We start from the raw sequence: 24887 nt of genomic DNA, 5'->3' as shown, positions 1-24887 counted from the left end.
ACGATCAGCAGCAGGTAATTATTATTCTGAGGAGTGAGCCGTGTCTGCTCAATTACGTTATTTAATAGTGTGATTAAGATTATTATTAATTGTGCGTTGGCTCGCAAAATAATGCTGATGCGGAGATTTATATGTCTCAGTCTCCGCAAAATAAAAGCAGTGAGTCAGCGGTGATCGTTAAAAACTCGATCGGCTTCATAAATTTTCAAATAAACCAAAAAACATAATGGCAAGATGAAAATCTGTAATTGCTGGCGCGAAACTGAACGATAACAATTCATCAGCGCGTGATCGCACTGACTGTTTTTACCCTTACCTCAACCTGGAAGGTCATAAAAATGAAATTGAAATATACGCTGCTTGCCCTTTGCGCCTCGCTGGCGTTACTCAGCCAGGCGGGGCATGCCAAAGAAGTAAAGATTGGCATGGCCATAGATGATTTACGTCTTGAACGCTGGCAGAAGGATCGCGACATTTTTGTAAAGCAAGCCGAATCGCTCGGTGCAAAGGTATTTGTTCAGTCGGCTAATGGCAATGAAGAAACGCAAATGTCGCAAATAGAAAATATGATAAATCGCGGCGTAGATGTGCTGGTTATTATTCCCTATAACGGCCAGGTATTAAGTAATGTTATTGCCGAGGCGAAAAGAGAAGGGATTAAAGTACTGGCTTATGATCGCATGATAAATAATGCTGACATCGACTTTTATATCTCTTTTGATAATGAAAAAGTCGGCGAAATGCAGGCGCAAAGTCTGATTCAGCGCGTGCCGCAAGGCAATTATTTTTTAATGGGCGGCTCGCCGGTTGATAATAATGCGCGGCTGTTCCGCGACGGTCAGATGAAAGTGCTTAAACCGCTTATCGACAGTGGCAAAATTAAAGTAGTCGGCGATCAGTGGGTTGATGCCTGGCTACCCGAAAATGCGTTAAAAATCATGGAAAATGCGCTGACTGCGAACGGCAATAAAATTGATGCGGTGGTCGCTTCAAACGATGCCACGGCAGGAGGCGCTATTCAGGCGTTGGGTGCACAAGGCCTGGCTGGCAAAGTCGCTATTTCCGGTCAGGATGCTGATTTGGCCGCCATCAAACGCATCAATGGCGGCACCCAAACCATGACGGTGTATAAACCGATCAGCAAGCTGGCCAATGATGCAGCAAATATTGCCGTTGAACTGGGAGAAGGCAAGCAGCCGAAATCCAACGCCAGGCTCAATAACGGTAGCAAAGAGGTTCCGGCCTGGTTACTGGAACCGATCGCGGTTGATAAATCGAATATCGACAGCACGGTTGTTGCAGACGGCTTCCACAAAAAGAGTGAACTCTGATCGTGTATCCGCCGTGTCTACGGCGGATAACCGTTTATGGCGGCCGGGAGAAGCACGATGACCAAATTGCTTGAAATGAAAAATATCACCAAGCTTTTCGGCGCGGTTAAAGCTGTAGATAACATTTCACTGACGCTGGAGCCGGGCGAAGTGATGTCGCTGTGTGGTGAGAATGGCTCGGGTAAATCGACGTTGATGAAGGTGCTGTGCGGCCTTTATCCGGCAGGTAATTATCAGGGCGCGATTTTTTTCGCTGGCGAAGAGCTGCGTGCCACCAACATCAGAGATACCGAGCGCAAAGGCATTGTCATCATTCATCAGGAATTAGCCCTGGTGCGGCAGATGACGGTGGTCGAAAACATTTTTCTGGGCGGTGAGCTTACCCGGCACGGTGTGCTCGATACAGAGACCATGATGCTGCGCTGTCAGAGCTTGCTGCAGCAGGTTCGGTTAAAGGTTTCGCCAGAGACGCGCGTGGGTGAGCTGGGACTGGGCCAGCAGCAGCTGGTTGAAATTGCCCGGGCGCTGAACAAGCAGGTTCGTCTGCTGATTCTGGATGAACCCACCGCTTCGTTAACCGAACAGGAAACCCGGGTGCTGCTGGATATCATTCGTAACCTGCGTAATCACGGCATTGCCTGTGTCTATATTTCGCACAAGCTGAACGAGGTAAAGGAAATCTCCGACACCATCTGTGTGATCCGTGATGGCCAGCATATTGGCACCCGCCGTGCCGATGCGATGAGCGAAGATGACATCATCACCATGATGGTCGGACGCGAACTGAGCTCACTCTATCCTGTGGAAGCGCATCCGGTTGGCGCTGAGATTTTGCGCGTAGAGAACCTCACCGCCTGGCATCCGGTTAACCGCGATATTAAGCGCGTGGATAACCTCTCGTTTAGCCTGCGGCGGGGAGAAATTCTCGGTATCGCCGGGCTGGTCGGTGCCGGTCGTACCGAAACCGTACAGTGTTTATTCGGCGTCTGGCCGGGCCGATGGGAAGGGAAGATAGTCATTGATGGCAAAGCGGTGCGTATCAATGACTGTCAGCACGCTATTGCTCATGGCATAGCGATGGTGCCTGAAGATCGTAAAAAGATGGCATCGTGCCGGTCATGGGCGTCGGAAAAAATATCACGCTTGCCGCACTGGGGCAGTTCAGCGGGGCGTTGTCTACTCTCGATGAAGCGAAAGAGCAGCAGGCGATCAATGACGCCATGGCGCGCCTGAAAGTCAAAACTGCCTCGCCTGCGTTGGCTATTGGACGTCTGAGCGGTGGTAATCAACAAAAAGCGGTGCTGGCGAAATGCCTGCTGCTTAATCCGCGCATTCTGATCCTGGATGAGCCCACGCGCGGCATTGATATCGGCGCAAAATATGAAATCTACAAACTGATCAATCAACTGGCCCGGCAGGGAATTGCCATCATCGTGATTTCATCTGAACTGCCAGAAGTCCTGGGTCTCAGCGATCGCGTGTTGGTGATGCATCAGGGACAGCTCAAAGCCGATCTCATTAATCAGGATCTGACCCAGGAAAAAATTATGGAAGCTGCCCTTCGGAGTGAACACTATGCTTAAGACCGATTCAACGCAGACAGCTGCGCCGCTGGCAACGCGCAAAAAGTTCGGTATACCGATTAATCTGCAGGTCGGCGTGATGATTCTCGCCATCGTTCTGATTATGGCTTTCTTTACCTGGACCACAGACGGTGCTTATCTCAGCGCCCGCAATATTTCTAACCTGCTGCGACAAACCGCCATTACCGGCATCCTGGCGGTGGGTATGGTGTTTGTTATCATCTCAGCGGAAATCGACCTGTCGGTAGGATCAATGATGGGGTTGCTGGGCGGTGCCGCAGCGATTTTTGATGTCTGGCTCGGCTGGCCGCTGCCGTTAACCATTATCGTGACGCTTATTATGGGGCTGCTGTTAGGGGCCTGGAATGGCTGGTGGGTTGCCTACCGTAAAGTGCCCTCTTTTATCGTGACGCTGGCAGGCATGCTGGCGTTCCGGGGCATTCTGGTGGGGATTACCAATGGCACCACCGTTGCACCCACCAGCCCGGCAATGTCGCAAATCGGGCAGAGTTACCTGCCAGCGGGCATGGGCTTTGGCTTCGGCGCTGTGGGCCTGGTGCTGTTCATTCTCTGGCAGTGGCGACTGCGGCTGCGGCGGCAGAAGGTCGGGCTGCCGCTGCCAGCGGCGACCGGCACGGTAACGCGCCAGGCACTGACCGCAGTGATCGTGCTGGGCGCTATCTGGATGTTAAACGATTACCGGGGCGTGCCGACGCCGGTACTGATTCTGACCTTACTGTTACTTGGCGGACTCTTTGTTGCCACACGTACCGCTTTTGGCCGACGTATTTACGCGATTGGCGGTAACATTGACGCCGCCCGGCTTTCTGGCATCAACGTGGCGCGCACCAAGCTGGCCGTGTTTGCGATTAATGGGTTAATGGTGGCGATTGCCGGACTGATCCTGAGCTCACGGCTCGGTGCCGGTTCACCTTCGGCCGGTAATATTGCCGAGCTGGATGCGATTGCCGCCTGTGTCATTGGCGGCACCAGCCTGGCTGGAGGCACAGGCAGCGTGGCGGGTGCGGTGATGGGGGCATTTATCATGGCGTCGCTGGATAACGGCATGAGCATGATGGATGTGCCCACCTTCTGGCAGTACATCGTCAAAGGCGCGATTCTTCTGCTGGCAGTCTGGATGGATGCCGCAACCAAGCGGCGCGTGTAGGCGATCACATGACGGGTGAATTAATTTCTGGTTACGACAGCACTGTGCTATTCAAAAGGCAGAATAAACAGTGGACAACCGCCATGTTTGAAAAACGTTTTCGCATCACCCTGCTGTTTAACGCCAACAAGGTTTATGACCGCCAGGTGATTGAAGGTGTCGGCGAATATCTTCAGGCTTCGCAAGCCGACTGGGATATTTTCATTGAAGAGGATTTTCGCTGCCGAATCGACAACATCAAAGAGTGGCTGGGCGATGGCGTCATCGCTGATTATGACGATAAGCACATTGAACATCTGCTTAACAACGTTGATGTCCCTATTGTCGGCGTGGGGGGCTCCTATCATCGCGAAGAGGATTATCCCGCAGTGCATTACATCGCCACTGATAATTTTGCTCTGGTCAAAAGTGCCTTTCTGCACCTGAAAGAAAAAGGGGTACACCGTTTCGCCTTTTACGGCTTGCCTGCCTCAGGCGGCAAACGCTGGGCGCAGGAGAGGGAGCACGCCTTTCGTGAGCTGGTGGCTGAAGAACGCTATCAGGGTGTGGTGTATCAGGGAATGGAGACCGCACCGGAAAACTGGCAGCATGCACAGAACCGCCTGGCGGACTGGTTACAAACGCTGCCGCCGCAGACCGGGATTATTGCGGTTACTGACGCGCGGGCACGGCATCTGTTGCAAGTGTGTGAGCATCTGAATATTGCGGTGCCGGAAAAGCTGTGTGTTATTGGCATTGATAACGAAGAGCTGACCCGTTTTCTGTCGCGCGTGGCGCTCTCGTCAGTGGCTCAGGGCTCCAGACAAATGGGTTATCAGGCCGCCAAACTGATTCACCGCCTGTTAGATCAGCGTCAGCTTCCGCTGCAACGTGTTCTTGTTCCGCCCGTCAAAGTCATAGAACGCCGCTCAACAGATTATCGCTCGCTGCGCGATCCTGCCGTCATGCAGGCAATGCATTTCATTCGATACAACGCCTGTAAGGGATCAAAGTGGAGCAGGTATTAGATGCCGTCGGCATGTCGCGCTCCAATCTTGAAAAACGCTTCAAGGACGATACGGGAGAAACCATTCATGCCGTGATCCATACCGAAAAGCTTGAAAAAGCACGTTCTCTGCTGGTATGCACGTCGCTGTCCATCAACGAAATTTCTCAGATGTGTGGCTACCCCTCATTGCAATATTTCTATTCTGTATTTAAAAAAGCCTACATCACAACCCCGAAAGATTATCGCGAAAAATACAGAGAAATTGCCGTCTAAAGAGCGGTTTTCTGCTGTAAATCAAGATCGGCAATCGCCTGCTCAATTCTGTGCTCCGTCTGTGGGTGCATCTGCCCTCGCTTATGACGTGCCCTGTCAACGGTTACATGGCTCCATCCCGACCGGGTGGCTGGCTGCTTTATCATGAATTTTTTCAGGGTGGATGTGCGGTTTTTATGCGGCTTTGCTCAATGAATGTAGCCGCTGGTTTGCCAGGCAACAAGCCAGAACAGCAGGCGATTACGCAACTTCCGGCGCGCCCTGTTGCGCGAATTCTGTCACCGCCTTTCACCGGGTTCCGTCGTGCTTGTGGTTGAAAAGCTGTCGGCTGATACCGCCGGGAGTGAGCGAGCTACCCGGATGTGCGCCAGAAAAAACAGTGCCAGGCAGGGTATTTTGCCTGGCATAAATTTTAAAATCACGAGTTGTGACCTGCTGGAGACAACACGCATCAGCGAACGTTACCTTAACGGCACAGTAACGGTTAATTCACTTACCGGTTATTTAGCGTTTGCGACAGTGCCGGGATTTCACTGAGACCTGCGCCTTTTATCTTCATCGTCAGCTGGATATTGCGGTGAAAAACAATGCTGATCGCGGCAAGCAGCGCGGGCAGGGCAAGAATAAAGAAGATGGCGGACTGACCCGGAAAGGCACCCATCAACAGTCCTCCCAGTGATGAACTCAGGATAGCGCCAATGCGACCGATGCCGTGCATCCAGCTCACACCTGTCGCCCGAATCTCGGTCGGGTAGTAAGCGGGCGAGTACACCTGCAAACCATTTTGAGCGCCATTGATGCACATGCCGGTGATGAAAATAATAACACCCAGCGCCACGCCGCTCAGGCCAAACAGACCCTGCGTAATCAGGCAGACGCAGCCAGTGAAGTAAACCACGCCGATCACCCATTTGGCACGCAGCTTATCCATCAGCGCGCCGACGATAATGCCACCTAGCGGGCCACCCAGCTGGAACAGACCGGCAATGATAGCAGCTTGTTCCAGTGAAATACCGCCGGAACGCATGATGGTTGGCAGCCAGCCATTCAGCAGATAAATGACAAACAGCCCCATAAAATAGGTCAGCCAGAGAATAATGGTGCCACGCGCAAAGCCGTGACGAAACAGCTCTGCAATGGTGCTGTTGCGCTTTATGCCAGGAGAATTAAGGATAAAAGCACTCTCATCACTGAAATTGCCGCCCATACGATTCAGCAGCGCGGCAATCTGCGCGCGAGGTGCCTTGCGTACCACCAGATTCAGCGCCGATTCCGGTAACAGCCAGGCAATAACCGGCAGCATGATTAGCGGCAGCGCACCGCCAAAAATCAGCACGGCGGGCCAGTGATAATGTGCCAGCAGCCCGGCGGCAATAAATCCGCCCAGTCCCGAACCAATATTGAAGCCGCTGAACATCAACGTGATCATGATGCCTTTACGGCGCTCAGGCATGTATTCAGACAGCAACGTCACGCAGTTTGGCATCACGGCCCCCAGGCCCAGGCCAGCAATAAAGCGCAGTAGCGCCATTTGTGTCGGGGAGGTGGCAAACGCACAGGCGAGGCTGAAAGCAGAAAACATCAGCACCGACAGTAAAATGACCCGCTTGCGGCCGTAGCGATCGGACATCGGCCCGGCGATCAGTGCGCCCAGTGCCACACCAAACATTGCCGCTCCGAGAATCGGCCCCATCGCGGAGCGGCTGATGCCCCAGTGTTCAATCAGCGCCGGGGCAATAAAGCCCATCACGGCGGCATCATAGCCGTCAAACATAATAATAATCAGGCACAGCACCAGTACGCGCCACTGAAAGGACGAGACGGGCCGTGCATCAATCCACGCTTTCACATTGACCAGGTTATTTGCTGTCATGGGTATGCTCTCTTCTGTGCTACCCGGGGCAGCAGTCGTTGTGGTGAGAGAAAGGGTAACAATCCAGCAACACGTTAAGCGGGGTGAACGATCCTGTCTGTCAAAAAAGGCTTTTAGAGGTATGAGTTAGCTTTATATTGTGATGTGTTTAACATTGCCTGCAAGCGCGTTAAACAGCGCCAGAGTGCCACCTGAGCCACCTCTGACGCCGGGAATAGTAAGCTATGCTATGAATTTCGTTTAGGTTGTGTGCGAGAGCGTTTCATTGATACAACTCAGTAACGCTTTTGCCGCAGGTGAATGCAGCGCACCCTGACGGAAAGTCAGACCAATTTCACGTCGGGTATCCGGCAGATTAAGCACCAGTGGTGCAAGAATGCCGGCGCGTAGTTCATATTCAAGCTGATGCGAGGAGACGGCAGCCACCATATCTGAATGAAGCAGCAGCCCACGCACTATCGCTAAATCTCCACTTTCCACGACCGGCTGTGGCGCAGAGATGCCCAGTGCCTGAAAGGCGCGATCTAACAAGTGGCGGGCTGGCGTGTTATCACGCGGCAGGATCCACTGGGTCAGCGCCAGATCGTCTGGCGTCAGAGGGCGTCCGGCCAGCGGATGCTGCGGCCGCGCCAGTAAAATAAGTTCCTCATCAAATAAAATCTGATTATGAATATCCGGCACGGCGGCATTCTGACGCAACGCACCGAGAATGAAATCAATATCGCCAGCCCGTAACTCCGTCACCAGCGCGCTAAAGGCGCTCTCATTGGTCACTACTTTGACGCCCGGATAGCGCGTCACCAGCTGAGCAATCGCCAGAGGCAACAGACTGCTGCGGCACAGCGGCAGTGCGCCCACATGCACGGTGCCGGTGAGGATACCCTGATGTGCTGCAAGATCTTCAGGGATATGCCGGATCTCATTCAGTGCGCGACTGATGAATGGTGCTATTTCGCGCCCGGCAGGGGTGGGCATCATGCCTTTTGGCGTGCGCTGAAACAGCGTTAATCCCGCGCCCTTTTCCAGCACCTTTAACGCCGCGCTGACTGCGGGCTGGCTGATCCCCAGCGACGCTGCCACGCTTTGCGTGTGATGAAGCCGGTACAGCGCCAGGAAGATTTGCAGGCGGCGCAGATTAAACAACCAGATCGGCTCCGCCTCTTCACGCCCGCTGTTGCGCTGTTTCAGTTTGCTGAGTAGCGACGGGATCAGATGCAATTCCTGAATAGCGCGTCTGGCGCGCGGCAGCACACATTTACCCATTTCCGTCAGCATCATGCCGCTTGCGTGGCGTTCAAACAACGGCGTGGCTAAAGTGTGTTCAAGATCACGGATTGATCGGGTAATGGCCGACTGGGTGCGAAATAATTTATCCGCCGCCTCCGATACGGTACCGCGTTCTGCAATCATACAAAATGCACGTATTTGCATGATTTTTAACGGGTATCCTTCAGATATTTTTTTCATTTTTTCCGCGAAGAGTATGAGGACTGAATCACAACATAAATAAAAGTCATAGCTCACGCAATGAAAGGCATTATCCGCGTACTGAACGGCATGCAAGGATGAAAAAAACAGCAAAACGCAGGATAACATGATGGAAAAGATCGCAAAAAGAGTGCTTTAGTGGTCAGTGCCCACTCCGCTGATTTTGTCTGGCGTGCAGGCGGCGCGATTGCGCTGCATGCCTCTCAGGGCTACGACGTGCATGTGGTGTGCCTTTCCTATGGCGAGCGGGGCGAATCAGCCAAACTGTGGCGCAAAGGTAACATGACGGAAACCGTCGTGAAGCAGAACCGTCAGCAGGAAGCCGAAGCGGCCGCGAAAATTCTCGGTGCCAGCATTGAATTCTTTGACCTTGGCGACTATCCGCTTCGCGCAGATAAAGAGACGCTGTTCCGCCTTGCTGATGTGTTTCGCAACGTACAACCGCACTTTGTTCTGACCCACTCAGTGAATGATCCCTATAACTACGATCACCCGCTGGCTGCAAACCTGACCCAGGAAGCGCGCATCATCGCGCAGGCTGAAGGGTATCGTCCTGGTGAAACCATTATTGGTGCGCCGCCTGTCTATTGTTTTGAGCCACATCAGCCCGAGCAGTGCAACTGGAAGCCGGACGTGCTGCTGGATATCACGTCCGTATGGGACAAAAAATATGCGGCGATACAGTGCATGGCAGGGCAGGAGCACCTGTGGGAATACTACACGCGCGTTGCTTTACAGCGTGGTGTTCAGGCCAAACGCAACGTTGGCATCGCGTCACCAAAAGTTATCAGCCACGGTGAGGGATATCAGAGCCTGTTCCCGCGCGTGACGGAGGATTTGTCATGAGTCTGGTGAATAAAAAGGGTGTGGTGGTGCGAAACATTGAGCGCGCCAAAGCCGAACTGGTCACGCGGTTTGCACGCTACGGCGTGGCAACAACGCATGAAGCGCAGGGACGAACGGGGTTGCTGGATGTGCGCGTGCGCCCGGTTCAGCAAAACCGCACTGTCGCAGGCAGTGCCATCACTGTGCTGGTCTCACCCGGTGATAACTGGATGTTTCACGTTGCGGTGGAGCAGTGTCAGCCGGGCGACGTATTGCTGGTAGCCCCCACGTCTGACTGTCACGACGGCTTTTTTGGCGATTTGCTGGCAACTTCATTGCAGGCGCGTGGCGTAGTCGCTCTGGTTGGCGATATCGGTATTCGTGACAGCCAGACGCTGCGTGAGATGGGATTTCCCGTCTGGTCGCGGGCTGTTTACGCGCAGGGTACGGTAAAAGAGACGTTAGGCTCGGTGAATGTGCCGGTTATCTGTGCCGGGCAACTGGTCAGTCCGGGCGACATCGTGGTGGCTGATGACGATGGTGTCGTGATTGTCCCGCGTGAGCAGGCTGAAACGGTTGACGCTGCGGCGCAAAAGCGTGTCGACGCGGAAGAAAGTAAACGTCAGCGACTCGCCGCAGGTGAACTGGGGCTGGATATTTATCAGATGCGGCCAGCGTTAGCTGAGAAAGGGCTGCGCTATGTGGACTCTCTGGATGAACTGAAGAAGGGCTGAAGATGAAACAGACCTTACTCCCTTGCGTTCTGATGCGCGGCGGTACCTCTAAAGCCGCCTGCTTTCTGGCTGCGGACCTGCCTGCAGATCACGCCATGCGCGATCGCGTGCTGCTGGCCGTTATGGGCTCGCCCGATGCGCGGCAGATTGACGGTATCGGCGGTGCCGATCCGCTGACCAGCAAAGTGGCGATTGTCTCCCTCTCCACACGTCCGGACGCGGATGTTGATTACCTGTTCGCGCAGGTCAACGTGAATAAAGCCGTGGTGGATTACGGGCAAAACTGCGGCAACATCCTCGCTGCCGTCGGGCCTTTCGCGATTGAAAAGGGGCTGGTGGCGGTGCAGGGAGAGGTCACGCGGGTGCGCATTTTTATGGTAAACACCGGTCAGATTGCAGAAGCACACATCGCCACGCCTGATGGCGCGGTGGAGTATGAAGGTGATGCGCAGATTGACGGCGTACCGGGTTGCGCCGCCGAACAGATCCTCAATTTTCAGGACATTGCCGGCTCGAGCTGTGGTGCACTGCTGCCGACGGGCAATGCACGCGACAGCTTTGACGGAATTGACGTGACCTGTATTGATAATGGCATGCCCGTGGTGCTGCTACGCGCTGCCGATCTGCAACGCAGCGGGCTGGAAACGCGTGAACAGCTGGATAACGACGAGGAGCTGAAAGCGCGGCTGGAGTCGATCCGCTTACAGGCTGGCCCGCGGATGAATCTGGGCGATGTGGCACAGCGTACCGTACCCAAAATGACCCTGATTGCCGCCCCGGCACAGGGCGGTGCCCTGACCACGCGCACCTTTATTCCTCACCGCTGTCATGCATCCATTGGCGTATTAGGCGCGGTGAGCGTGGCGACCGCCTGTCTGATCCCGGGCGCTGTTACCGAATCGCTGGCTGAGGTCAGCACCGCCCGCCAGCAGCGACTGGCTGTTGAACATCCCACCGGTGAGTTCAGCGTAATGCTGACGCGCGATGCGGCGGGCAACGTTATCAATAGCGGACTGATTCGCACCGCACGCCTGCTGTTTGACGGACGTGTGGCCATTCCGGGTTCGCTCTGGTCAGGCAACTAAGGAGAGCACATGCTACGTATTGCGATTGTAGGTTTTGGCGAAGCCGGACAGATTTATGCGCAGGATTTAGCGGGTGCTGCAAACGTGCGCGTCTGGGACAAAAAGTTTCTCAGCCCGCACGCCGAGCATTTGCGCGGGCTGGCGGGGCAAACTGGCGTCCAGCCCGCAGCGTCACTGGCTGATGCGCTGGACGGTGCGGATATTGTGTTGTCCCTGGTGACAGCGTCCAGCGCGCTGGAGGTGGCAGAGCAGGCTGCGCCGCTGCTGCGTACTGGCCAGCTTTTTCTGGACTTTAATTCCGTCGCGCCTGGCACCAGACGTGCCGCCGCTGCGGCCATCATCGCGGGTGCCGGAGAGTATCTGGATGTGGCGGTGATGGCGCCGGTGCCGCCAAAGCGGCTGGCTACGCCGCTGCTGATTGGCGGACCGGCAGCCCCTCGAGCTGCGGATACGTTAACTGCGCTGGGTTGTAACGCACGCGCTGCCAGTGAACGCATTGGCGACGTGTCGGCGATTAAGATGTGTCGCAGCGTGATGATAAAAGGGCTGGAAGCCTTAACCACTGAATGTCTCAGCGCGGCGCGGCAGTACGGTGTGGAAGAGGCCGTTTTAGCCTCTCTGCATGCCAGCTTTCCGTCGCTGGGATGGAACGATCAGCTGCCGCATTATCTTATCAGCCGTGTTGCTGAGCACGGCCTCAGACGCGCTGAAGAGATGGGCGAAGTGGTGAAAACGTTGCAGGATGTCGGTGTGGCAGCGGTAATGAGCCATGCAACGCAGCAGGTACAGGCCGCATTACCGGCAAAAATGGCGGAGCAGGGTGTGCGCTACAGCGACTTCCAGCCGTTTGTCTGGCAAGCGGCAACAGACCGTTTAAGGTAATTGCGCAGACAAACGACTGTCGGGCTAATCACTGTCAGTCCACTGATTTCATTGCGTTAACAGCCGCTTCACTGATCAATGCTTTTTCTGCCTGCTCATGCGCGAAAGGCCATAACAGCCGATCCCGTGCCCTACTGTGCATGACGATAGCCGGTTTAACAATCGCGAACGGTTTTGTCAGTGAGCAGGCCACATATTTTCTTACATTGCTTATCTGAACACTGACTTTCTCCACAAACAGATTTCGCAGTGAAAATATGCAGTAAATTTATACTTGTCACACCCGGAAATTCCTCAGGAAACCCTATGAAGAACAAGCTTTTTTACGGCCTGCAGTTGCTGTCACTGCTGGCGGTTTTTTAATACTGCCGGATGCGCATGCAGCCGATCTGGCGATGCTGAAGCCAGCCATCAGTTGCGACAGCCTGAAATCTACTGACCTGACCGATATCGGCGGTAAAGGCAGCCAGGTAGACACTACCGCTGCGGTCAAACTGAATAATGCGCAGTGGTGCAAAGTCGAAGGCACGCTGGCCCCGGAGATTCGTTTTCGCCTTTTATTACCTGCAGACGGCTGGAATCAGCGTTATATGCAGGTAGGCTGCGGCGGCTTGTGTGGCTCCATCACATTGCAGCCAGGCGCAGCGGCAGGTTGCGCGCCGCTTAACAGCAACGGCTTTGCCGTGGCGGCAACAAATATGGGGCACAGTGAAGAGGAAACGGACTGGGGAAACAACCGCCAGAAGCGCAGCGATTTTGCCTGGCGTGGGCAACATTTAACGGCACTGGCCGCGAAAAAACTCATTGCCGCGTTCTATCAAAAACCGGCAGCATTTGCTTACTTTAACGGCTGCTCCGACGGCGGACGCGAAGCCCTGATGGAAGCACAGCGTTTCCCGCTGGATTTCAACGGCATCATTGCGGGTGCCGCAGCCATGAATTTTCAGGTGCAGAACGCGATGTATCACGCCTGGCAGGTAGTGAGTAACCGGGACAAAGAGGGCAATGCGCTGCTGACGTCGAAGGATCTACCATTGATACATCAGGCGGTGCTGAATCAGTGTGATGCGCTGGACGGACAGAAAGATGGCCTGATTGCCGCGCCACAAGCCTGTCATCCCGACCTGGAGGTGCTGCGCTGCCACGCGGATCAGCAGGAGGGTAAATGCCTGAGCAAGGAGCAACTCACTGCGCTGAAGAAACTTTATGACGGGCCTCGCGAGGCAAAAACCGGTCGTAAACTGATTGTCAGTGGGCCGCAGTACGGCTCTGAGCTGGCCTGGCAGGGTGTGTTTATTCCTGAAGAAAAGCGCCAGCCAGTGATGAGCTCAATGATTTCGCTTTCTTCGCTGCGCTACGTTAATTTTGTCACTAATCCGTCACCTTCATTTACGCTCAGCGCGCTGAAGTTCGATCAGAAAACGTTCGATGAGCTGAGTAAACTGCACAGCCTGTATGATGCCACCAATCCTGATTTGCGCGCGTTTGCTCAGGCAGGCGGTAAGCTGATCATCTGGCACGGCTGGGCCGATCCGCACATTTCCCCTCTTAATTCAATTGCGTATCACCATGCACTGGGTCAGGAGATGGGCGCATCACAGCGCCAGGCTTTTGAACGTCTGTATGTATTGCCCGGCGTTTATCACTGCTCAAATGGAGAAGGCCCGAGTCTGGTTGATTTCCTGACGCCTGTGATGAACTGGGTAGAAAAGGGGCAGGCACCTGATGCTGTCACCACCTGGCAGGCCTCACCGCAGCAGCATAACAGCTTCGGTCAGCCTGTCGGCGCGGGCGGTAAAGGTCCTGTAAAAACTGGCCCAGTACAGGCAGAAAAGCCTTCGCTGAAAGAACACCCGGATATGAAGCTGGAAACCATCCCGGCCAACGCCGCATCACGTCCTGTGTATCCTTACCCGCAATATGCGGTATGGAATGGCAAAGGTGATGTGAAACAGGCGGCTTCTTACGTGCCAAAAACATTACCTGTGGTAAATGCACACTATGACTGGGCAGGATCGGGTTTTTATCAACCTTATCAGTTCAGTAATTAAAACGGGAAATAATGTAAAAGGCGTCGCGACTGCGGCGCTTTTTTATTTTAAAAAAGCGGACGGTTACCGCTACAGATGCATGCAGAAAATCTTTTGCAGTGCATTAACGCTTTTATGGAAATGCTACGTTTTGAGCCGTTTTATCAGGGTGAAAAAGGGGGTGTACAGCAATTAAATTTTATATGCAGAGGTGAAGCGTCATGATAAAGAAAACTCATGAGTGAATAAATATTAATGACTGGCTTTTCCTTGTCCCTTAATTAATGAAATCGGTATTGTTTTAATCCTGTTATTTCACCGCGACAGCAATCACAAAAGGCCGCGAAAGTACTGTTATTCATCTCTGTTTCAACCTGCTTCTGTATGTCGTTAACCGATAATAAATAAGGTTGCCTGAAAGGGTGGCTGACTTTTTATTTTATGTCAACGGCAGGCGGTAAATGAAAGCAGGATGGTACGCTGAACTCACCAGAAATGAAAAAAGAACCTGGTGGACATGTCTTGGCGCATTTACGTTCGACTCAATGGGCAACACAATTTATTCGTTAGTCATGCCAGTATTATTAAGTCTGGCCATATTGACTAAGTCTGAAGCCGGAATATCAGGAGCGGCATCGTTCCGGCTGTTCTGGTGTGGTTTATTCGTCGCCTGGTACCGGAGTCACCTGTTTTTTCAAATAGCGGGCAAAATAAACAGCCTAAAAGAATAACTGAAATCTTTCAGGGCAAGCACCGACATATTACCGTTACCGCAACATTCTTACCCAGCGGTATATTTGGTGCTGCGTATATTATGATTACCTGACTGCACACCTGTTTGCGTAGGGAATTAGGTTTGCCGGTCGTGTCAATGTCAGGATATTTAGCAATAAATATTTTAGGTTCGCTGGCGGGTCCCTTCCTTTACGGCCGGTTAAGCGATAAGTTTTTCCGCTGGAAAACCATTATTCTGTTTCTGCTGTGTCAGATGCTCGTTGTCAGTATCCGTATGTTCGCTGACGTCAGTCTGAATATGACGCCTGGATTGGGGTTTTCCCCGGTGCGTTACAGGGCGGTTTGGCTTCAGGCTTAACCCCCGCTTTTTCTGAACGCTATGCCACCCCGTTGAGACGCACTCAGGCTCCCACTGCCACCGGGAAACAGCTTGTGAATCAGGCGTTGCCTGTTCTTTGCGCCTCTCTGTGTTATCGCTGTCACATTATAAAACAAACTCATACCCTCAAAGGTAAAACCCACTCTCTTATTGGATGAAAGGCAGATAACTTACCTGTTAATTAAACTGAGAATACGGGTACGCCTGCATAAATAGGAAGGTCCTTATGACAAATCAAATGACGGAACCCTGCCACGATATTGCCCATCTGGCACATGTCGAGATTTACACTGACAAATTTGAGGAGAGTCTCGATTTCTTCGTCAACGTCTATGGTCTTACCGTCTCCGCCCAGGATGAAAAGCATGCCTGGCTGCGTGCCTGGGATGACTATGAATTTCATACTCTGAAGTTAACACGTCATCATACAACGGGTGTGGGGCACATCGCTTACCGTGCCAGCTCGGAAGCGGCGCTGATGCGACGTGTTGCGGCTATTGAGGCCAGCAAATATGAGGTCATTGGCTGGGTGGATGACGACCAGGGACAGGGCCGCGCCTTCCGCTTTGCCGATCCTTTTGGCCACATATTTGAAATTTACTACGATACCGTACGCTATCAGGCTGAAGCGGGTGAGCGCCCCTCGTTAAAAAAATCTGGCGCAACGTTACCATGGTCGTGGCGCTTCTCCCCGCCGCCTCGATCACCTTAACCTGCTGGCAGCAGACGTGTCTGAGTTTAAAAATTTTATGGAAACCTGTCTCGGTTCGCGTGTTACCGAGATGATCCTGTTGGATAACGGCCGTATTGGTGGCTGCTGGTTTACCATCAACAATAAAACCTATGACCTGGCTTGCACTGAAGAGCATGGCGGTGGCAGCGGACGTCTGCACCACGTGACCTATGCCACAGATACCCGTGAAGAGATCCTGCGCGCAGCCGATATTTTCCTCGAAAATGGCGTGCACATTGAAACCGGCCCGCACAAGCATGCAATTCAGGGGACATTCTTTCTCTATGTCTGGGAGCCTGCGGGCAACCGCGTGGAGCTGGCAAACTCAGGCGCTCGCCTGATACTGGCACCGGACTGGCAAACTGTGGTGTGGACAGAAACCGAGCGAAAAAAGGGCCAGGCGTGGGGATTAAAAACCATCGATACGTTTCATACACACGGTACGCCACCGGTGCCAACGGATGGCACAGAATGATGAAAGCATTTGTCCAGGCAGGCGAGTGAAAAGCCCGGTATTTGCGGGTCATGGCGCAGCCTGCAGCCTCTGATCCGCTAAGCTTTTTGACGATCACCTGTTCGCCGTTAATGAAGCATCAGGCGCGGCGTGTGATGGTCATGGGCTGGCGACACAGTCAGACCATTGCGCAACTGATTTACCGGACCCTGGGTGCCGGCCTGACATCGCGAATGGCAGGCTGCTGACACCGTAGCGCAAGGAAAGCGCGATCCCGTTGTCGTTACTCTCCGTTGCCTTTCAGGCATCAGTGATATCTGAAGGAGGGGATTGTCGGGCAGGAAGGCGGGGCGGGGTATGATGTGGTGAGCACCTTATGTCATCGCTGATTATCCGCCTGACGGCTCAGTCCTGCTCCGCCTTACGCATTGGCATGCTGTCAATAGTAGAGAGCAACACCGCTGAACTTACCGGTGTTTGTTGTCTTAATTTCATCCCCCCATCTTTACCAATCAGCACAACTTCAAAACCCCGGGGCTTAAGTTGAGCGCGGAGCTGTCCCTGAGTAGCAGGAGCGGTATCACTCAGGACAATAATGTCGCGGTCAGCCAGCTCAGCTTCGGTCTTTTTCAGCATCGCCATCTGTTGAACATAATTAGCCTCGATCTCAGAAGGCGCAAAGATCACAACGGGGCGATAATGCCATTGGTATTGGTTCAGCGTGGCAGTATCAGGCGCTAAAGAACGAAATATCGTGTTGTCTGCTGCCTGAGCAGCAGGGCATAACAACAGACATAGTGCGAACAAGGGCGCAGGCAAAGCCAGCGTCAAGCCACGCTTATCATGGGATTGTGCAGCTAAGCCTGAAGGGATATGCAGCATTGCGTTTATCTCCCCGGCGCCCTGCGGCGCTTAACTGAAATGATGAACTGTTATGACGTTCGGTAAACAGGAGGACATCGTATCAAGGCTAGCGCAAGTTAACCGGTCTGACCGCCTGTTAACGCATATTTACGCCCAGGGCCGGATAGTGAGCGCGGTGGAATGAGTAAAGCCGTGGGGCAAAATCAGGAGCAGGCTCCTCTTCTCTTTGTCATAGCATTTTCCAATATCACCGACTTTAAGATGTTGGCTGCAACAGGGTTGTGCTATTTGTGTCTGAAAACCCGACCGCTAATTTCTTAAGGAAAAACAGATGCCCAACCTTGTTATCCCGGAAATCAAATCCTGGGAAGATGAGATGATGGCTATTCGTCGTCATCTTCACGCTCATCCGGAATTAAGCCTGGAAGAGTTCGAAACCAGCCAGCTGGTTGCAGAACTGCTGGAAAGTTATGGCTATCAGGTGACGCGGGCGATCGGCAGAACGGGCGTGGTGGGCTCTCTCACCAAAGGACGCGGCGGTAAAGCAATTGGGCTGCGGGCCGATATGGATGCCTTGCCCATTCATGAAACCACCGGCCTTGAGTGGGCCAGTAAACACCCAGGCAAAATGCATGCCTGTGGCCATGACGGCCATACGACAATTTTGCTGGCGGCCGCCCGCTATATAGCTTCCGAAGCCTGTCAGTTCAACGGCACGGTGCATCTGATTTTCCAGCCAGCGGAAGAGGCATTTGGCGGTGCCGATCTGATGATCAAAGAGGGATTATTCGACCGTTTTGCCTGTGATTGTGTCTTTGCACTGCACAACATGCCGGGTATGCCAACGGGAAAACTGGGATTCTACAGCGGCAATTTTATGGCTTCCGCGGATACGGTGAAAATCACGATTAAAGGCTATGGCGGCCATGGGGCGCATCCTGATCGCACCATCGATCCTGTCGTCACCGCTGCCGCATTAATTATGTCGCTGCAAACCATCGTCTCCCGCAATGTTACGCCAGGGAAACGGCGATTGTGACGGTTGGCACGATACAGGCAGGCATTGCATCAAATGTTATTCCGGAAAGTGCTGTGATGGAGCTGACCGTGCGGGCAATGAAACCGGAGGTTCGTGAGCTGCTGATTCGTCGCATCCGGGAAACCGCTGAGCTGACCGCGCAAAGTTACGGCGCGCAAAGTGAAACAGAGGTTTATGACTCCTATCCGGTACTGATAAACACAGATGAGCAAACCGCTTTCGCCCGCAATCTGGCCGTGCAATGTTTTGGTGAAGCGGCGGTGGTGAACGACGTTACCCCCACGACCGGCAGTGAAGATTTTGCCTTTATGCTGCAGCAAAGGCCTGGCAGCTATTTTCTGCTGGGTAACGGTATGCCGGGGGAAAAAGGCGGCTGTATGGTGCATAACCCGGAATATGATTTCAACGATGCAATCATTGCGCCCGGCGCCTCTTTTTTCGTCAAGCTGGTTGAAGCTTATTGTCGTTAATGAGTGAGGTTTATTATGAAAAGAACGCTAATTACGCTGCTTGTTCTGGCCTGCAGTTCCCCGGTGTTAACGGCAACGGCAAAAGAGATCCGCTTTGGCGTTGATCCCGGCTTCGCCCCTTATGAATCCAAAAACAGTGACGGCAGGCTGGTGGGATTTGATATCGATTTAGGTAATGCGATTTGTGCGCATCTTAAGGCAAAATGTGTCTGGGTTGAAGGCGGCTTTGATGCGCTGATCCCTTCGCTGCAGGCACGCAAATTTGACGCTATTTTGTCGGCGATGAACATAACGGAAAAACGTGAAAAACAGGTATCCTTTACCAATAAACTGTACAACGGCCCGACTTTCCTTGTTGCCAGAAAAAATACCTTATCCTCCTCATTGCCGGAGGCGTTAAAAGGTAAAACCCTTGGCGTTGAGCAAGGCTCTATTCAGGAAATGTATGCCCTGAAACACTGGCAAGCGGCGGGCGTGCAAATTATTCCCTATCAGGGCACGCAAAATCTGCTGCAGGATCTTGAAGTGGGCCGCCTTGATGGCGCTGTGTTATCGGGGGTTATGGCAGATTACAGTCTGTTGCGTAAGCCGCAGGGGGCAGACTTTGCTTTTGTTGGCAGCGCGCTTAAAGATGATGATCTTTTTGCTGGCGGGTCGGCGATTGCGGTGCGTAAAAACGATGACGCGCTCAAAAACGAACTTAACGGCGCTATTGCCGCCATCCTTGCTGACGGCACCTATAAAAAACTGGCCGGAAATTATTTCAGCTTCGATATCTATTCCGGTCAGTAAGCAATAGCCCGATCAGCCATGTCATGCCTGCGTGGGGAGTACTGACCGCCTTTCAGCCGTAAAAGCGGTCGTCAGCAGCACAAGGTAATCCCCACGCCCGCCGGAGAATGACTCAGCGCATCAGGCCGAAAGCAAGGCGCGTTTAAACGAGTAGATGTGCGCACGTGCCGCGTCGGCAGCACGTCGTGAATCACCTGATTCCAGCGCCGCAATAATCTCGTTATGTTCCGCGATAACTTCATGCATATGGTCAGCATCAGACAGCGTTGTTGCCCAGAAGCGTTGTGCCTGCGCGTGGATCACGCTGAGAATGTCGGAGAGCCGCCGGTTTCCTGCAATATCCGCCAGCATCTGATGAAACGCCCGATCCAGCAACATCATCTCCTCTCTGCTACGGGCCTCGCTCGCACGGGCAATCTGTTGATTCAGCTTGCGCAGTTGATGAAGGTGCGGCTCACTGACCTTCTGGCTGGCAAGTTCGACACACAGCGTCTCGTTCACCAGCCGCACCTCGATTAATTCCAGTGCATCGTCTATCGACAGCGGGGCAACCATGACCCCTTTACGAGGAATAATTTGCAGCAGCCCCTCCGTCGCCAGGCGGTGAATCGCCTGATTAACCGGGGTGCGGCCCATTTCCAGATCATTCATGACCTGAGCCGTATTTAAATATTCTCCGGGTTTATACCGCAGCGTAATGAGCCTGTGTCTGAACGCCAGATAAGCTTGTTCATTCAGCGAAAGGTTTTTTGCCGAACTGTCGGGGTTCACATTTTCAGTCATTGACTCACGCATTACGACGTTCCTTTTTTTGTCTGTGCGACATATTACACAAAAAACTGGCATGAAAATCGCTAGATTGAAAACACTGTGAAATTTCACTGTGTTTTTTCAAGCGGAGATTAACGCATGCACCTTCAGTTCACATCAGGCGACGCCGTCGCTACCACGCTAGACGTTGAGGTCACGCATTTCATTATTGCGGGCTGGGCAGGCCGGGATAAGGATGCCGTATTGCACCACATCAGGGAACTTGAAGCGTTAGGTGTGCCCGCTCCCGGTGCAGTGCCGCTTTTTTACCGCGTCGCCACCAACCAGCTTACTCAAAAGCAGCGGCTGGAAGTCGTTGGCAGCGAAACATCGGGTGAAGCTGAACCCTTCGTATTTTGCCATCGTGGCGAGCTGTGGGTCTCTCTGACTTCCGATCACACCGATCGCCATCTGGAAACCTTCAGCGTCGCACTTTCTAAACAGGCGTGTATCAAGCCGGTTGCCCGCAGCGCGTGGCGCATGAGCGAAGTAGTGGATCACTGGGATGCACTCGCGCTCACCTCATGGATAAAAGAGCAGGATGAATGGGTGGTTTATCAGCAAGGCACGCTGTCGTCACTTCTGACGCCGCAAGAGCTGCTCGGCCGCTATCTGAATGGCAGCACTGCCCAGGAGGGACTCGCCATGTCCTGCGGCACGCTGGGCGCTATCGGCGGCATTCGTCCTGCCAGCGCGTTTCGTATGGCGCTGCACGATCCCGTGCTGAATCGCACGCTTGAGCACGCTTACTGCACCGGCACGTTGCCGGTGGTGGCATGAGGAGTTCTCTAATGACAACACTTTGGCAGGCAAGTCAGCAGTTACAGACAGGCGAATCCGGACCTGAAGCATTCACAGCAGCGGCGCTACAGGCTGTACGCGATCGTGAAATAGCGGGCGAGTGCGTTTTCATAAACCGTTATGAAACGCAAGCCACACAACAGGCCCATAAGGCAGGTGTTCGCTGGAAAGCGCACCATCCGCTGAGTACGATTGACGGGCTTCCCATCAGCATTAAAGATCTGTTCGACGTTGAAGGCGAGGCGACGACAGCGGGGTCCCGCCTGTTGTCGGATGCGCCGGTTGCCACGGCAAATGCCAGCGTGGTGGAGAGGCTGAACCTTGCAGGGGCTGCGATAGTCGGTAAGACCAATATGACCGAATTCGCATTCTCAGGGCTGGGCATCAATCCGCATTATGGAACACCTGCCAATCCCTGGCAGCGTGCAGAGAAACGTATTCCCGGTGGCTCTTCATCTGGCGCGGCGGTGGCCGTGGCAGAGGGCATGTGCCTTGGCGCGATTGGCACTGATACCGGCGGCTCGGTTCGCATTCCTGCGGCGCTGTGCGGTCTGACCGGTTTTAAACCCACGGCAGACCGCATCAGCCAGGCGGGCACCTTGCCACTTTCCACCTCACTCGACAGCATCGGCGTCATCGCCCACGATGTGCGTAGCTGCTGGTTGCTTGACAGCGTCATCGCTGAACGACCGCTTGCGTTAGAACACTATGATCTGTGCAGTGCGCGTTTTGCCATTCCGCAGAGCCGCGTTTTGGACGGGCTGGAACAGGACGTTGCGCAGGCCTGGGACGCTGCCATTAAGGCCTTGCGCCATGCCGGTGCCACCCTTGTGGAGATCCCACTCAGTGAGCTGGATGAGCTGAACGCCATGAACGCCCGTGGCGGCATCACGGCTTATGAGGCGTGGCAGTGGCATCAACGCACTGCGCAGGCACAGCCCGATGCTTATGATCCGCACGTGCTGGCGCGTGTGCAGCGCGGCAGCCATCTTACTGAACAGGATGCGTCGGAACTCTGTCAGCAGCGTGAAGCCTGGCAGCAACGTGTTAATGCAGCACTGGCAGGATTTGATGCGTTGATCATGCCCACTGTTCCCTGCATCGCCCCAACCATTGCCTCACTGGATGATCCCCAGCGTTACCGGGAGATCAACGCGCTGATGCTGCGTAACACCAGTGTCATTAACATGCTGGATGGCTGCGCCATCTCGTTACCCTGTCAGCAAACTGGTCGCGCGCCGGTTGGTCTGAGCCTTGCTTCCGTTCATGGCGACGATGCCCGCTTAATCAGCTGGTCTCTCGCCGTGGAAACAGCCCTTAACTGGAGATCATGATGATGACTCAACCCCACGGTATGTTGTTTGTTGCGACCAGCGTTGGCGCTGAAGATGAAGCGGATTTTAACCAGTGGTATGACCATGAGCACGTAGAGGAGCGTGTGGCAATCACGGGATTCCTGCGCGGTACCCGATATCAGGCAATTCATGCCGAACGTAAATACCTTGGTTTGTATGAAACCGACTCGCTGGAGGCCTTTACCAGCGCGGATTACCACGCGGCGTTTACCCGTCAGACCGCATGGTCAGTGAAAAATTTACAAAAGATGATTAATCCCATGCGCCGGGTCAGTGCCGTCACGCATATCCATGGCAAAGGCACAGGTAATAACCTGGCGGTGGTGACGCTCAACGCTGTCGATTTTACTGCATTAACCGCATGGCAGCAGCAAGTCAGCCAAACGCCCGGCTATATCTCTTCCTGTCTGCTCACACCCGATACCGATCTCAGTTCGCCATTGCCGATGGAAAGCAAAGATAACCGCCAGATGTTACCGATGCTGCTTATCCATTGCAGTGACGCACAAGGTTGCGATCGGCTGGCTTCAGCCGCCGCCGAGAGGCTTACTGGCGATGTTCAACACTATGCCCTGAGCTGGCAGTTAACTAAACAGGAGCTGGCCCATGGCTAATACAGATTCTGCTCTGCATCAGACGGTAAGCGATAAGCGCACTAAATCAAAAACAGGTCGCCTGGCGGCGGCCAGTTCAATAGGCACGGCGCTGGAATGGTATGACTTCACCGTCTACAACATCATGGCTGCGCTGGTATTTAATCAGGTATTTTTTCCCAGCTTCGATCCCTTAGTGGGAACAATTCTGGCATTTTCGACCTATGCGGTGGGTTATATTTCACGCCCGTCAGGGGGTTTTGTCTTTGGTCATCTCGGTGATGTTGCCGGTCGCAAGGCCGTGCTGATCATTACGCTGATGATTATGGGTATCACCACGGCACTAATGGGGCTGCTTCCTGGCTATGCCGTTTGGGGGATCTGGAGTCCCGTTCTGCTGGTGGCGCTGCGCTTTGTGCAAGGCATTGCACTCGGCGGTGAATGGGCCGGCGCGGTTCTGCTGTCAATGGAGCACGGTGATGCCGACAAACGTGGCCGCAATGCCTCGTTTGCCCAGGTTGGCCCCTCTTGCGGAACGCTGATTGGTACTGGCTTTATTACCCTGGTAACGGTCGCAATGAGCGCCGATCAGTTTCAGGACTGGGGCTGGCGCATCCCGTTTCTGCTGAGTTTGTTACTGGTGATGTTTGGCCTGTGGCTGCGTCGTGGTGTGGAAGAGACCCCGACATTTGTTGCGATGCAGGCGGAAAAGAAAACCACACATACGCCGCTTAAAGAGGTGTTCTTTAACTATCCCAAACAACTGCTGATCGCCGGTGGATCGCGTATTGGCTCGGATGTGCTTTATGCGCTGGTCGTGGTCTTTACGCTGACGTATGTCACCACCGTGCTTCATCTGCCGCGCCCACTGGCGTTGATGGCGACTATGCTGGGAGCGGTTGGTAATGCTGTCACGGTGCCGATGTTTGGGGCGCTGTCAGACAAATGGGGACGCCGGCCGGTTTATATCACCGGCGCCCTCCTGGCTATTGTCTGGTCGTTTGTTTTCTTTGTACTTCTCGACAGCACACAACCCACACTGATCGTTCTGGCAGTCGCAGGCGGGCTGCTGATCCACGCGATGATGTACGGCCCACAGGCAGCATTTGTTACCGAGCAATTTCCCAGTCACGTGCGTTATGCCGGATCGTCGCTCGCCTACACGCTTGCCGGTATCGTCGGCGGCGGTTTTGCACCATTGATTATTACTTCTCTTTTTAAAGAGACGGGCAGCACGCTGTGGGTATCGCTGTATGTCAGCCTGGCACTGATGATTACGCTGGTTGCATTGTGGAAAGCAAAAGAAACGGCGCATCGGCCCCACTGAGAGAGATGATGGCAAAGGAGTGCCTGTACTCAGGGGGTTTCTGACCGTGCGCATTCTGCCAGGTGCCAGCGCCTGGCGGGCATAGTCCGCTGCATTAACCGAAGTGGCAGGCTGTTACGACCGGTGCGTTACAATTTGAAACACAACATAGTGCAGTTCTTTCCGCTGTGGTCGATACCTTTGTTACGCCAGCGGAGGAAGTGCGGCGAGCCAACACCAGGGCAAAACCGCCGCCTTCCCCGCACGGCATTCAGTGAAATCGGGAAGAGTCAGTC

At 53.8% G+C, this 24887-nt stretch carries 22 protein-coding genes and 3 pseudogenes; 21 read left to right on the top strand and 4 right to left on the bottom strand.

Annotation, left to right across the window (positions count from 1 at the left end; genetic code table 11):
- Window positions 1-338 precede the first annotated feature (338 nt).
- The 5 genes and pseudogenes from xylF to O3W44_RS19885 all read left to right on the top strand — a co-directional run bounded on the left by xylF (window position 339) and on the right by O3W44_RS19885 (window position 5660).
- A complete protein-coding gene (gene xylF / locus O3W44_RS19905; protein WP_269294531.1) occupies window positions 339-1331 on the top strand; it encodes a D-xylose ABC transporter substrate-binding protein in 993 nt (330 codons plus the stop codon).
- Between the two features lie 57 nt (window positions 1332-1388).
- Window positions 1389-2914: pseudogene (locus tag O3W44_RS19900) on the top strand (xylose ABC transporter ATP-binding protein).
- Window positions 2907-4082: a xylose ABC transporter permease XylH gene (gene xylH, locus O3W44_RS19895; RefSeq protein ID WP_269294530.1), complete on the top strand. Its 1176-nt coding sequence runs from the start codon at window positions 2907-2909 to the stop codon at window positions 4080-4082. The pseudogene O3W44_RS19900 and the gene xylH overlap by 8 nt, the downstream one beginning before the upstream one ends.
- A gap of 83 nt (window positions 4083-4165) precedes the next feature.
- Window positions 4166-5343 (top strand): annotated as a pseudogene (gene xylR, locus O3W44_RS19890) (D-xylose utilization transcriptional activator XylR).
- Window positions 5344-5534: 191 nt separating this feature from the next.
- Entirely contained in the window at window positions 5535-5660 is a 126-nt protein-coding gene (locus tag O3W44_RS19885; RefSeq protein ID WP_269294529.1) for a hypothetical protein, read from the top strand.
- A gap of 176 nt (window positions 5661-5836) precedes the next feature.
- Here the strand turns inward: O3W44_RS19885 and O3W44_RS19880 are convergent, their stop codons facing one another.
- Both O3W44_RS19880 and O3W44_RS19875 read right to left on the bottom strand, forming a co-directional pair.
- Entirely contained in the window at window positions 5837-7216 is a 1380-nt protein-coding gene (locus O3W44_RS19880; protein ID WP_269294528.1) for an MFS transporter, read from the bottom strand.
- Between the two features lie 240 nt (window positions 7217-7456).
- Window positions 7457-8683 (bottom strand): LysR substrate-binding domain-containing protein, encoded by a 1227-nt coding sequence (locus O3W44_RS19875; RefSeq protein WP_269294527.1) that lies wholly within the window; start codon window positions 8681-8683, stop codon window positions 7457-7459.
- 159 nt (window positions 8684-8842) lie between these two features.
- On the opposite strand from O3W44_RS19875, the gene galB reads away from it, so the two are divergent.
- The 10 genes from galB to O3W44_RS19825 all read left to right on the top strand — a co-directional run bounded on the left by galB (window position 8843) and on the right by O3W44_RS19825 (window position 16809).
- On the top strand, window positions 8843-9550 hold the full coding sequence (gene galB, locus O3W44_RS19870) for a 4-oxalmesaconate hydratase (RefSeq protein ID WP_269294526.1): 708 nt from the start codon (window positions 8843-8845) through the stop codon (window positions 9548-9550).
- Window positions 9547-10263, top strand: coding sequence for a 4-carboxy-4-hydroxy-2-oxoadipate aldolase/oxaloacetate decarboxylase (locus O3W44_RS19865; protein WP_269294525.1), 717 nt, complete (start codon window positions 9547-9549; stop codon window positions 10261-10263). The genes galB and O3W44_RS19865 overlap by 4 nt, the downstream gene beginning before the upstream one ends.
- Before the next feature lie 2 nt (window positions 10264-10265).
- Complete coding sequence (locus tag O3W44_RS19860) at window positions 10266-11348, top strand: 4-oxalomesaconate tautomerase (protein ID WP_269294524.1); 1083 nt, start codon at window positions 10266-10268, stop codon at window positions 11346-11348.
- 9 nt (window positions 11349-11357) lie between these two features.
- Entirely contained in the window at window positions 11358-12230 is an 873-nt protein-coding gene (locus O3W44_RS19855) for an NAD(P)-dependent oxidoreductase (RefSeq protein WP_269294523.1), read from the top strand.
- 395 nt (window positions 12231-12625) lie between these two features.
- Window positions 12626-14281: a tannase/feruloyl esterase family alpha/beta hydrolase gene (locus O3W44_RS19850; protein ID WP_269294522.1), complete on the top strand. Its 1656-nt coding sequence runs from the start codon at window positions 12626-12628 to the stop codon at window positions 14279-14281.
- A gap of 440 nt (window positions 14282-14721) precedes the next feature.
- Window positions 14722-14991: a hypothetical protein gene (locus O3W44_RS19845; RefSeq protein WP_269294521.1), complete on the top strand. Its 270-nt coding sequence runs from the start codon at window positions 14722-14724 to the stop codon at window positions 14989-14991.
- A 140-nt stretch (window positions 14992-15131) separates the two neighbouring features.
- On the top strand, window positions 15132-15353 hold the full coding sequence (locus O3W44_RS19840) for a hypothetical protein (RefSeq protein ID WP_269294520.1): 222 nt from the start codon (window positions 15132-15134) through the stop codon (window positions 15351-15353).
- Between the two features lie 247 nt (window positions 15354-15600).
- Window positions 15601-16086: a VOC family protein gene (locus O3W44_RS19835; RefSeq protein ID WP_269294519.1), complete on the top strand. Its 486-nt coding sequence runs from the start codon at window positions 15601-15603 to the stop codon at window positions 16084-16086.
- Between the two features lie 16 nt (window positions 16087-16102).
- Window positions 16103-16582, top strand: a complete 480-nt coding sequence (locus O3W44_RS19830) for a VOC family protein (protein WP_269294518.1) — start codon at window positions 16103-16105, stop codon at window positions 16580-16582.
- A gap of 50 nt (window positions 16583-16632) precedes the next feature.
- Window positions 16633-16809, top strand: a complete 177-nt coding sequence (locus O3W44_RS19825) for a hypothetical protein (RefSeq protein ID WP_269294517.1) — start codon at window positions 16633-16635, stop codon at window positions 16807-16809.
- A gap of 157 nt (window positions 16810-16966) precedes the next feature.
- Here the strand turns inward: O3W44_RS19825 and O3W44_RS19820 are convergent, their stop codons facing one another.
- Window positions 16967-17392, bottom strand: coding sequence for a DUF4174 domain-containing protein (locus O3W44_RS19820; RefSeq protein WP_269294516.1), 426 nt, complete (start codon window positions 17390-17392; stop codon window positions 16967-16969).
- 364 nt (window positions 17393-17756) lie between these two features.
- Between O3W44_RS19820 and O3W44_RS19815 the strand changes: the two are divergent.
- Window positions 17757-18934, top strand: a pseudogene (locus O3W44_RS19815) (M20 aminoacylase family protein).
- 15 nt (window positions 18935-18949) lie between these two features.
- The gene (locus tag O3W44_RS19810) at window positions 18950-19726 is read left to right on the top strand and encodes a transporter substrate-binding domain-containing protein (protein WP_269294515.1); all 777 of its coding nucleotides are present in this window, start codon (window positions 18950-18952) and stop codon (window positions 19724-19726) included.
- A gap of 120 nt (window positions 19727-19846) precedes the next feature.
- Here the strand turns inward: O3W44_RS19810 and O3W44_RS19805 are convergent, their stop codons facing one another.
- Window positions 19847-20521: a GntR family transcriptional regulator gene (locus O3W44_RS19805; RefSeq protein ID WP_269294514.1), complete on the bottom strand. Its 675-nt coding sequence runs from the start codon at window positions 20519-20521 to the stop codon at window positions 19847-19849.
- Window positions 20522-20635: 114 nt separating this feature from the next.
- Here O3W44_RS19805 and O3W44_RS19800 point away from each other — a divergent pair, with 114 nt between their 5' ends.
- Genes O3W44_RS19800 through O3W44_RS19785 form a run of 4 tightly spaced genes read left to right on the top strand, consistent with a single transcriptional unit; the run spans window position 20636 to window position 24612 of the window.
- Window positions 20636-21316 carry a DUF2848 domain-containing protein gene (locus tag O3W44_RS19800; protein WP_269294513.1) on the top strand — a complete coding sequence of 227 codons (681 nt, stop codon included), beginning with the start codon at window positions 20636-20638 and terminating at the stop codon, window positions 21314-21316.
- Window positions 21317-21327: 11 nt separating this feature from the next.
- Window positions 21328-22671: an amidase gene (locus O3W44_RS19795; protein ID WP_269294512.1), complete on the top strand. Its 1344-nt coding sequence runs from the start codon at window positions 21328-21330 to the stop codon at window positions 22669-22671.
- Window positions 22671-23306 carry a DUF4286 family protein gene (locus O3W44_RS19790; RefSeq protein WP_269294599.1) on the top strand — a complete coding sequence of 212 codons (636 nt, stop codon included), beginning with the start codon at window positions 22671-22673 and terminating at the stop codon, window positions 23304-23306. Before O3W44_RS19795 ends, O3W44_RS19790 begins: the two co-directional genes overlap by 1 nt.
- Entirely contained in the window at window positions 23299-24612 is a 1314-nt protein-coding gene (locus tag O3W44_RS19785) for an MFS transporter (protein ID WP_269294511.1), read from the top strand. Before O3W44_RS19790 ends, O3W44_RS19785 begins: the two co-directional genes overlap by 8 nt.
- The last annotated feature ends 275 nt before the right edge of the window (window positions 24613-24887 follow it).

This window comes from Pantoea sp. LMR881, from assembly GCF_027157825.1.
Lineage (GTDB): Bacteria > Pseudomonadota > Gammaproteobacteria > Enterobacterales > Enterobacteriaceae > Pantoea > Pantoea haifensis.
Note: the sequence above shows the minus strand (reverse complement) of the source record. Positions and strands in the feature narration are given on the sequence as shown.

Coding starts and splice junctions, on each gene's coding strand:
- O3W44_RS19845 (WP_269294521.1), top strand. CDS start 14,722: ATGAAAGCAGGATGGTACGCTGAACTCACCAGAAATGAAAAAAGAACC.
- O3W44_RS19860 (WP_269294524.1), top strand. CDS start 10,266: ATGAAACAGACCTTACTCCCTTGCGTTCTGATGCGCGGCGGTACCTCT.
- O3W44_RS19885 (WP_269294529.1), top strand. CDS start 5,535: ATGAATGTAGCCGCTGGTTTGCCAGGCAACAAGCCAGAACAGCAGGCG.
- O3W44_RS19840 (WP_269294520.1), top strand. CDS start 15,132: ATGTCAGGATATTTAGCAATAAATATTTTAGGTTCGCTGGCGGGTCCC.
- O3W44_RS19800 (WP_269294513.1), top strand. CDS start 20,636: ATGCACCTTCAGTTCACATCAGGCGACGCCGTCGCTACCACGCTAGAC.
- O3W44_RS19825 (WP_269294517.1), top strand. CDS start 16,633: ATGGCGCAGCCTGCAGCCTCTGATCCGCTAAGCTTTTTGACGATCACC.
- O3W44_RS19880 (WP_269294528.1), bottom strand. CDS start 7,216: ATGACAGCAAATAACCTGGTCAATGTGAAAGCGTGGATTGATGCACGG.
- O3W44_RS19785 (WP_269294511.1), top strand. CDS start 23,299: ATGGCTAATACAGATTCTGCTCTGCATCAGACGGTAAGCGATAAGCGC.
- O3W44_RS19790 (WP_269294599.1), top strand. CDS start 22,671: ATGATGACTCAACCCCACGGTATGTTGTTTGTTGCGACCAGCGTTGGC.
- xylH (WP_269294530.1), top strand. CDS start 2,907: ATGCTTAAGACCGATTCAACGCAGACAGCTGCGCCGCTGGCAACGCGC.
- O3W44_RS19835 (WP_269294519.1), top strand. CDS start 15,601: ATGACAAATCAAATGACGGAACCCTGCCACGATATTGCCCATCTGGCA.
- O3W44_RS19810 (WP_269294515.1), top strand. CDS start 18,950: ATGAAAAGAACGCTAATTACGCTGCTTGTTCTGGCCTGCAGTTCCCCG.
- O3W44_RS19795 (WP_269294512.1), top strand. CDS start 21,328: ATGACAACACTTTGGCAGGCAAGTCAGCAGTTACAGACAGGCGAATCC.
- O3W44_RS19805 (WP_269294514.1), bottom strand. CDS start 20,521: ATGCGTGAGTCAATGACTGAAAATGTGAACCCCGACAGTTCGGCAAAA.
- O3W44_RS19850 (WP_269294522.1), top strand. CDS start 12,626: ATGCTGAAGCCAGCCATCAGTTGCGACAGCCTGAAATCTACTGACCTG.
- O3W44_RS19865 (WP_269294525.1), top strand. CDS start 9,547: ATGAGTCTGGTGAATAAAAAGGGTGTGGTGGTGCGAAACATTGAGCGC.
- O3W44_RS19855 (WP_269294523.1), top strand. CDS start 11,358: ATGCTACGTATTGCGATTGTAGGTTTTGGCGAAGCCGGACAGATTTAT.
- O3W44_RS19875 (WP_269294527.1), bottom strand. CDS start 8,683: ATGAAAAAAATATCTGAAGGATACCCGTTAAAAATCATGCAAATACGT.
- xylF (WP_269294531.1), top strand. CDS start 339: ATGAAATTGAAATATACGCTGCTTGCCCTTTGCGCCTCGCTGGCGTTA.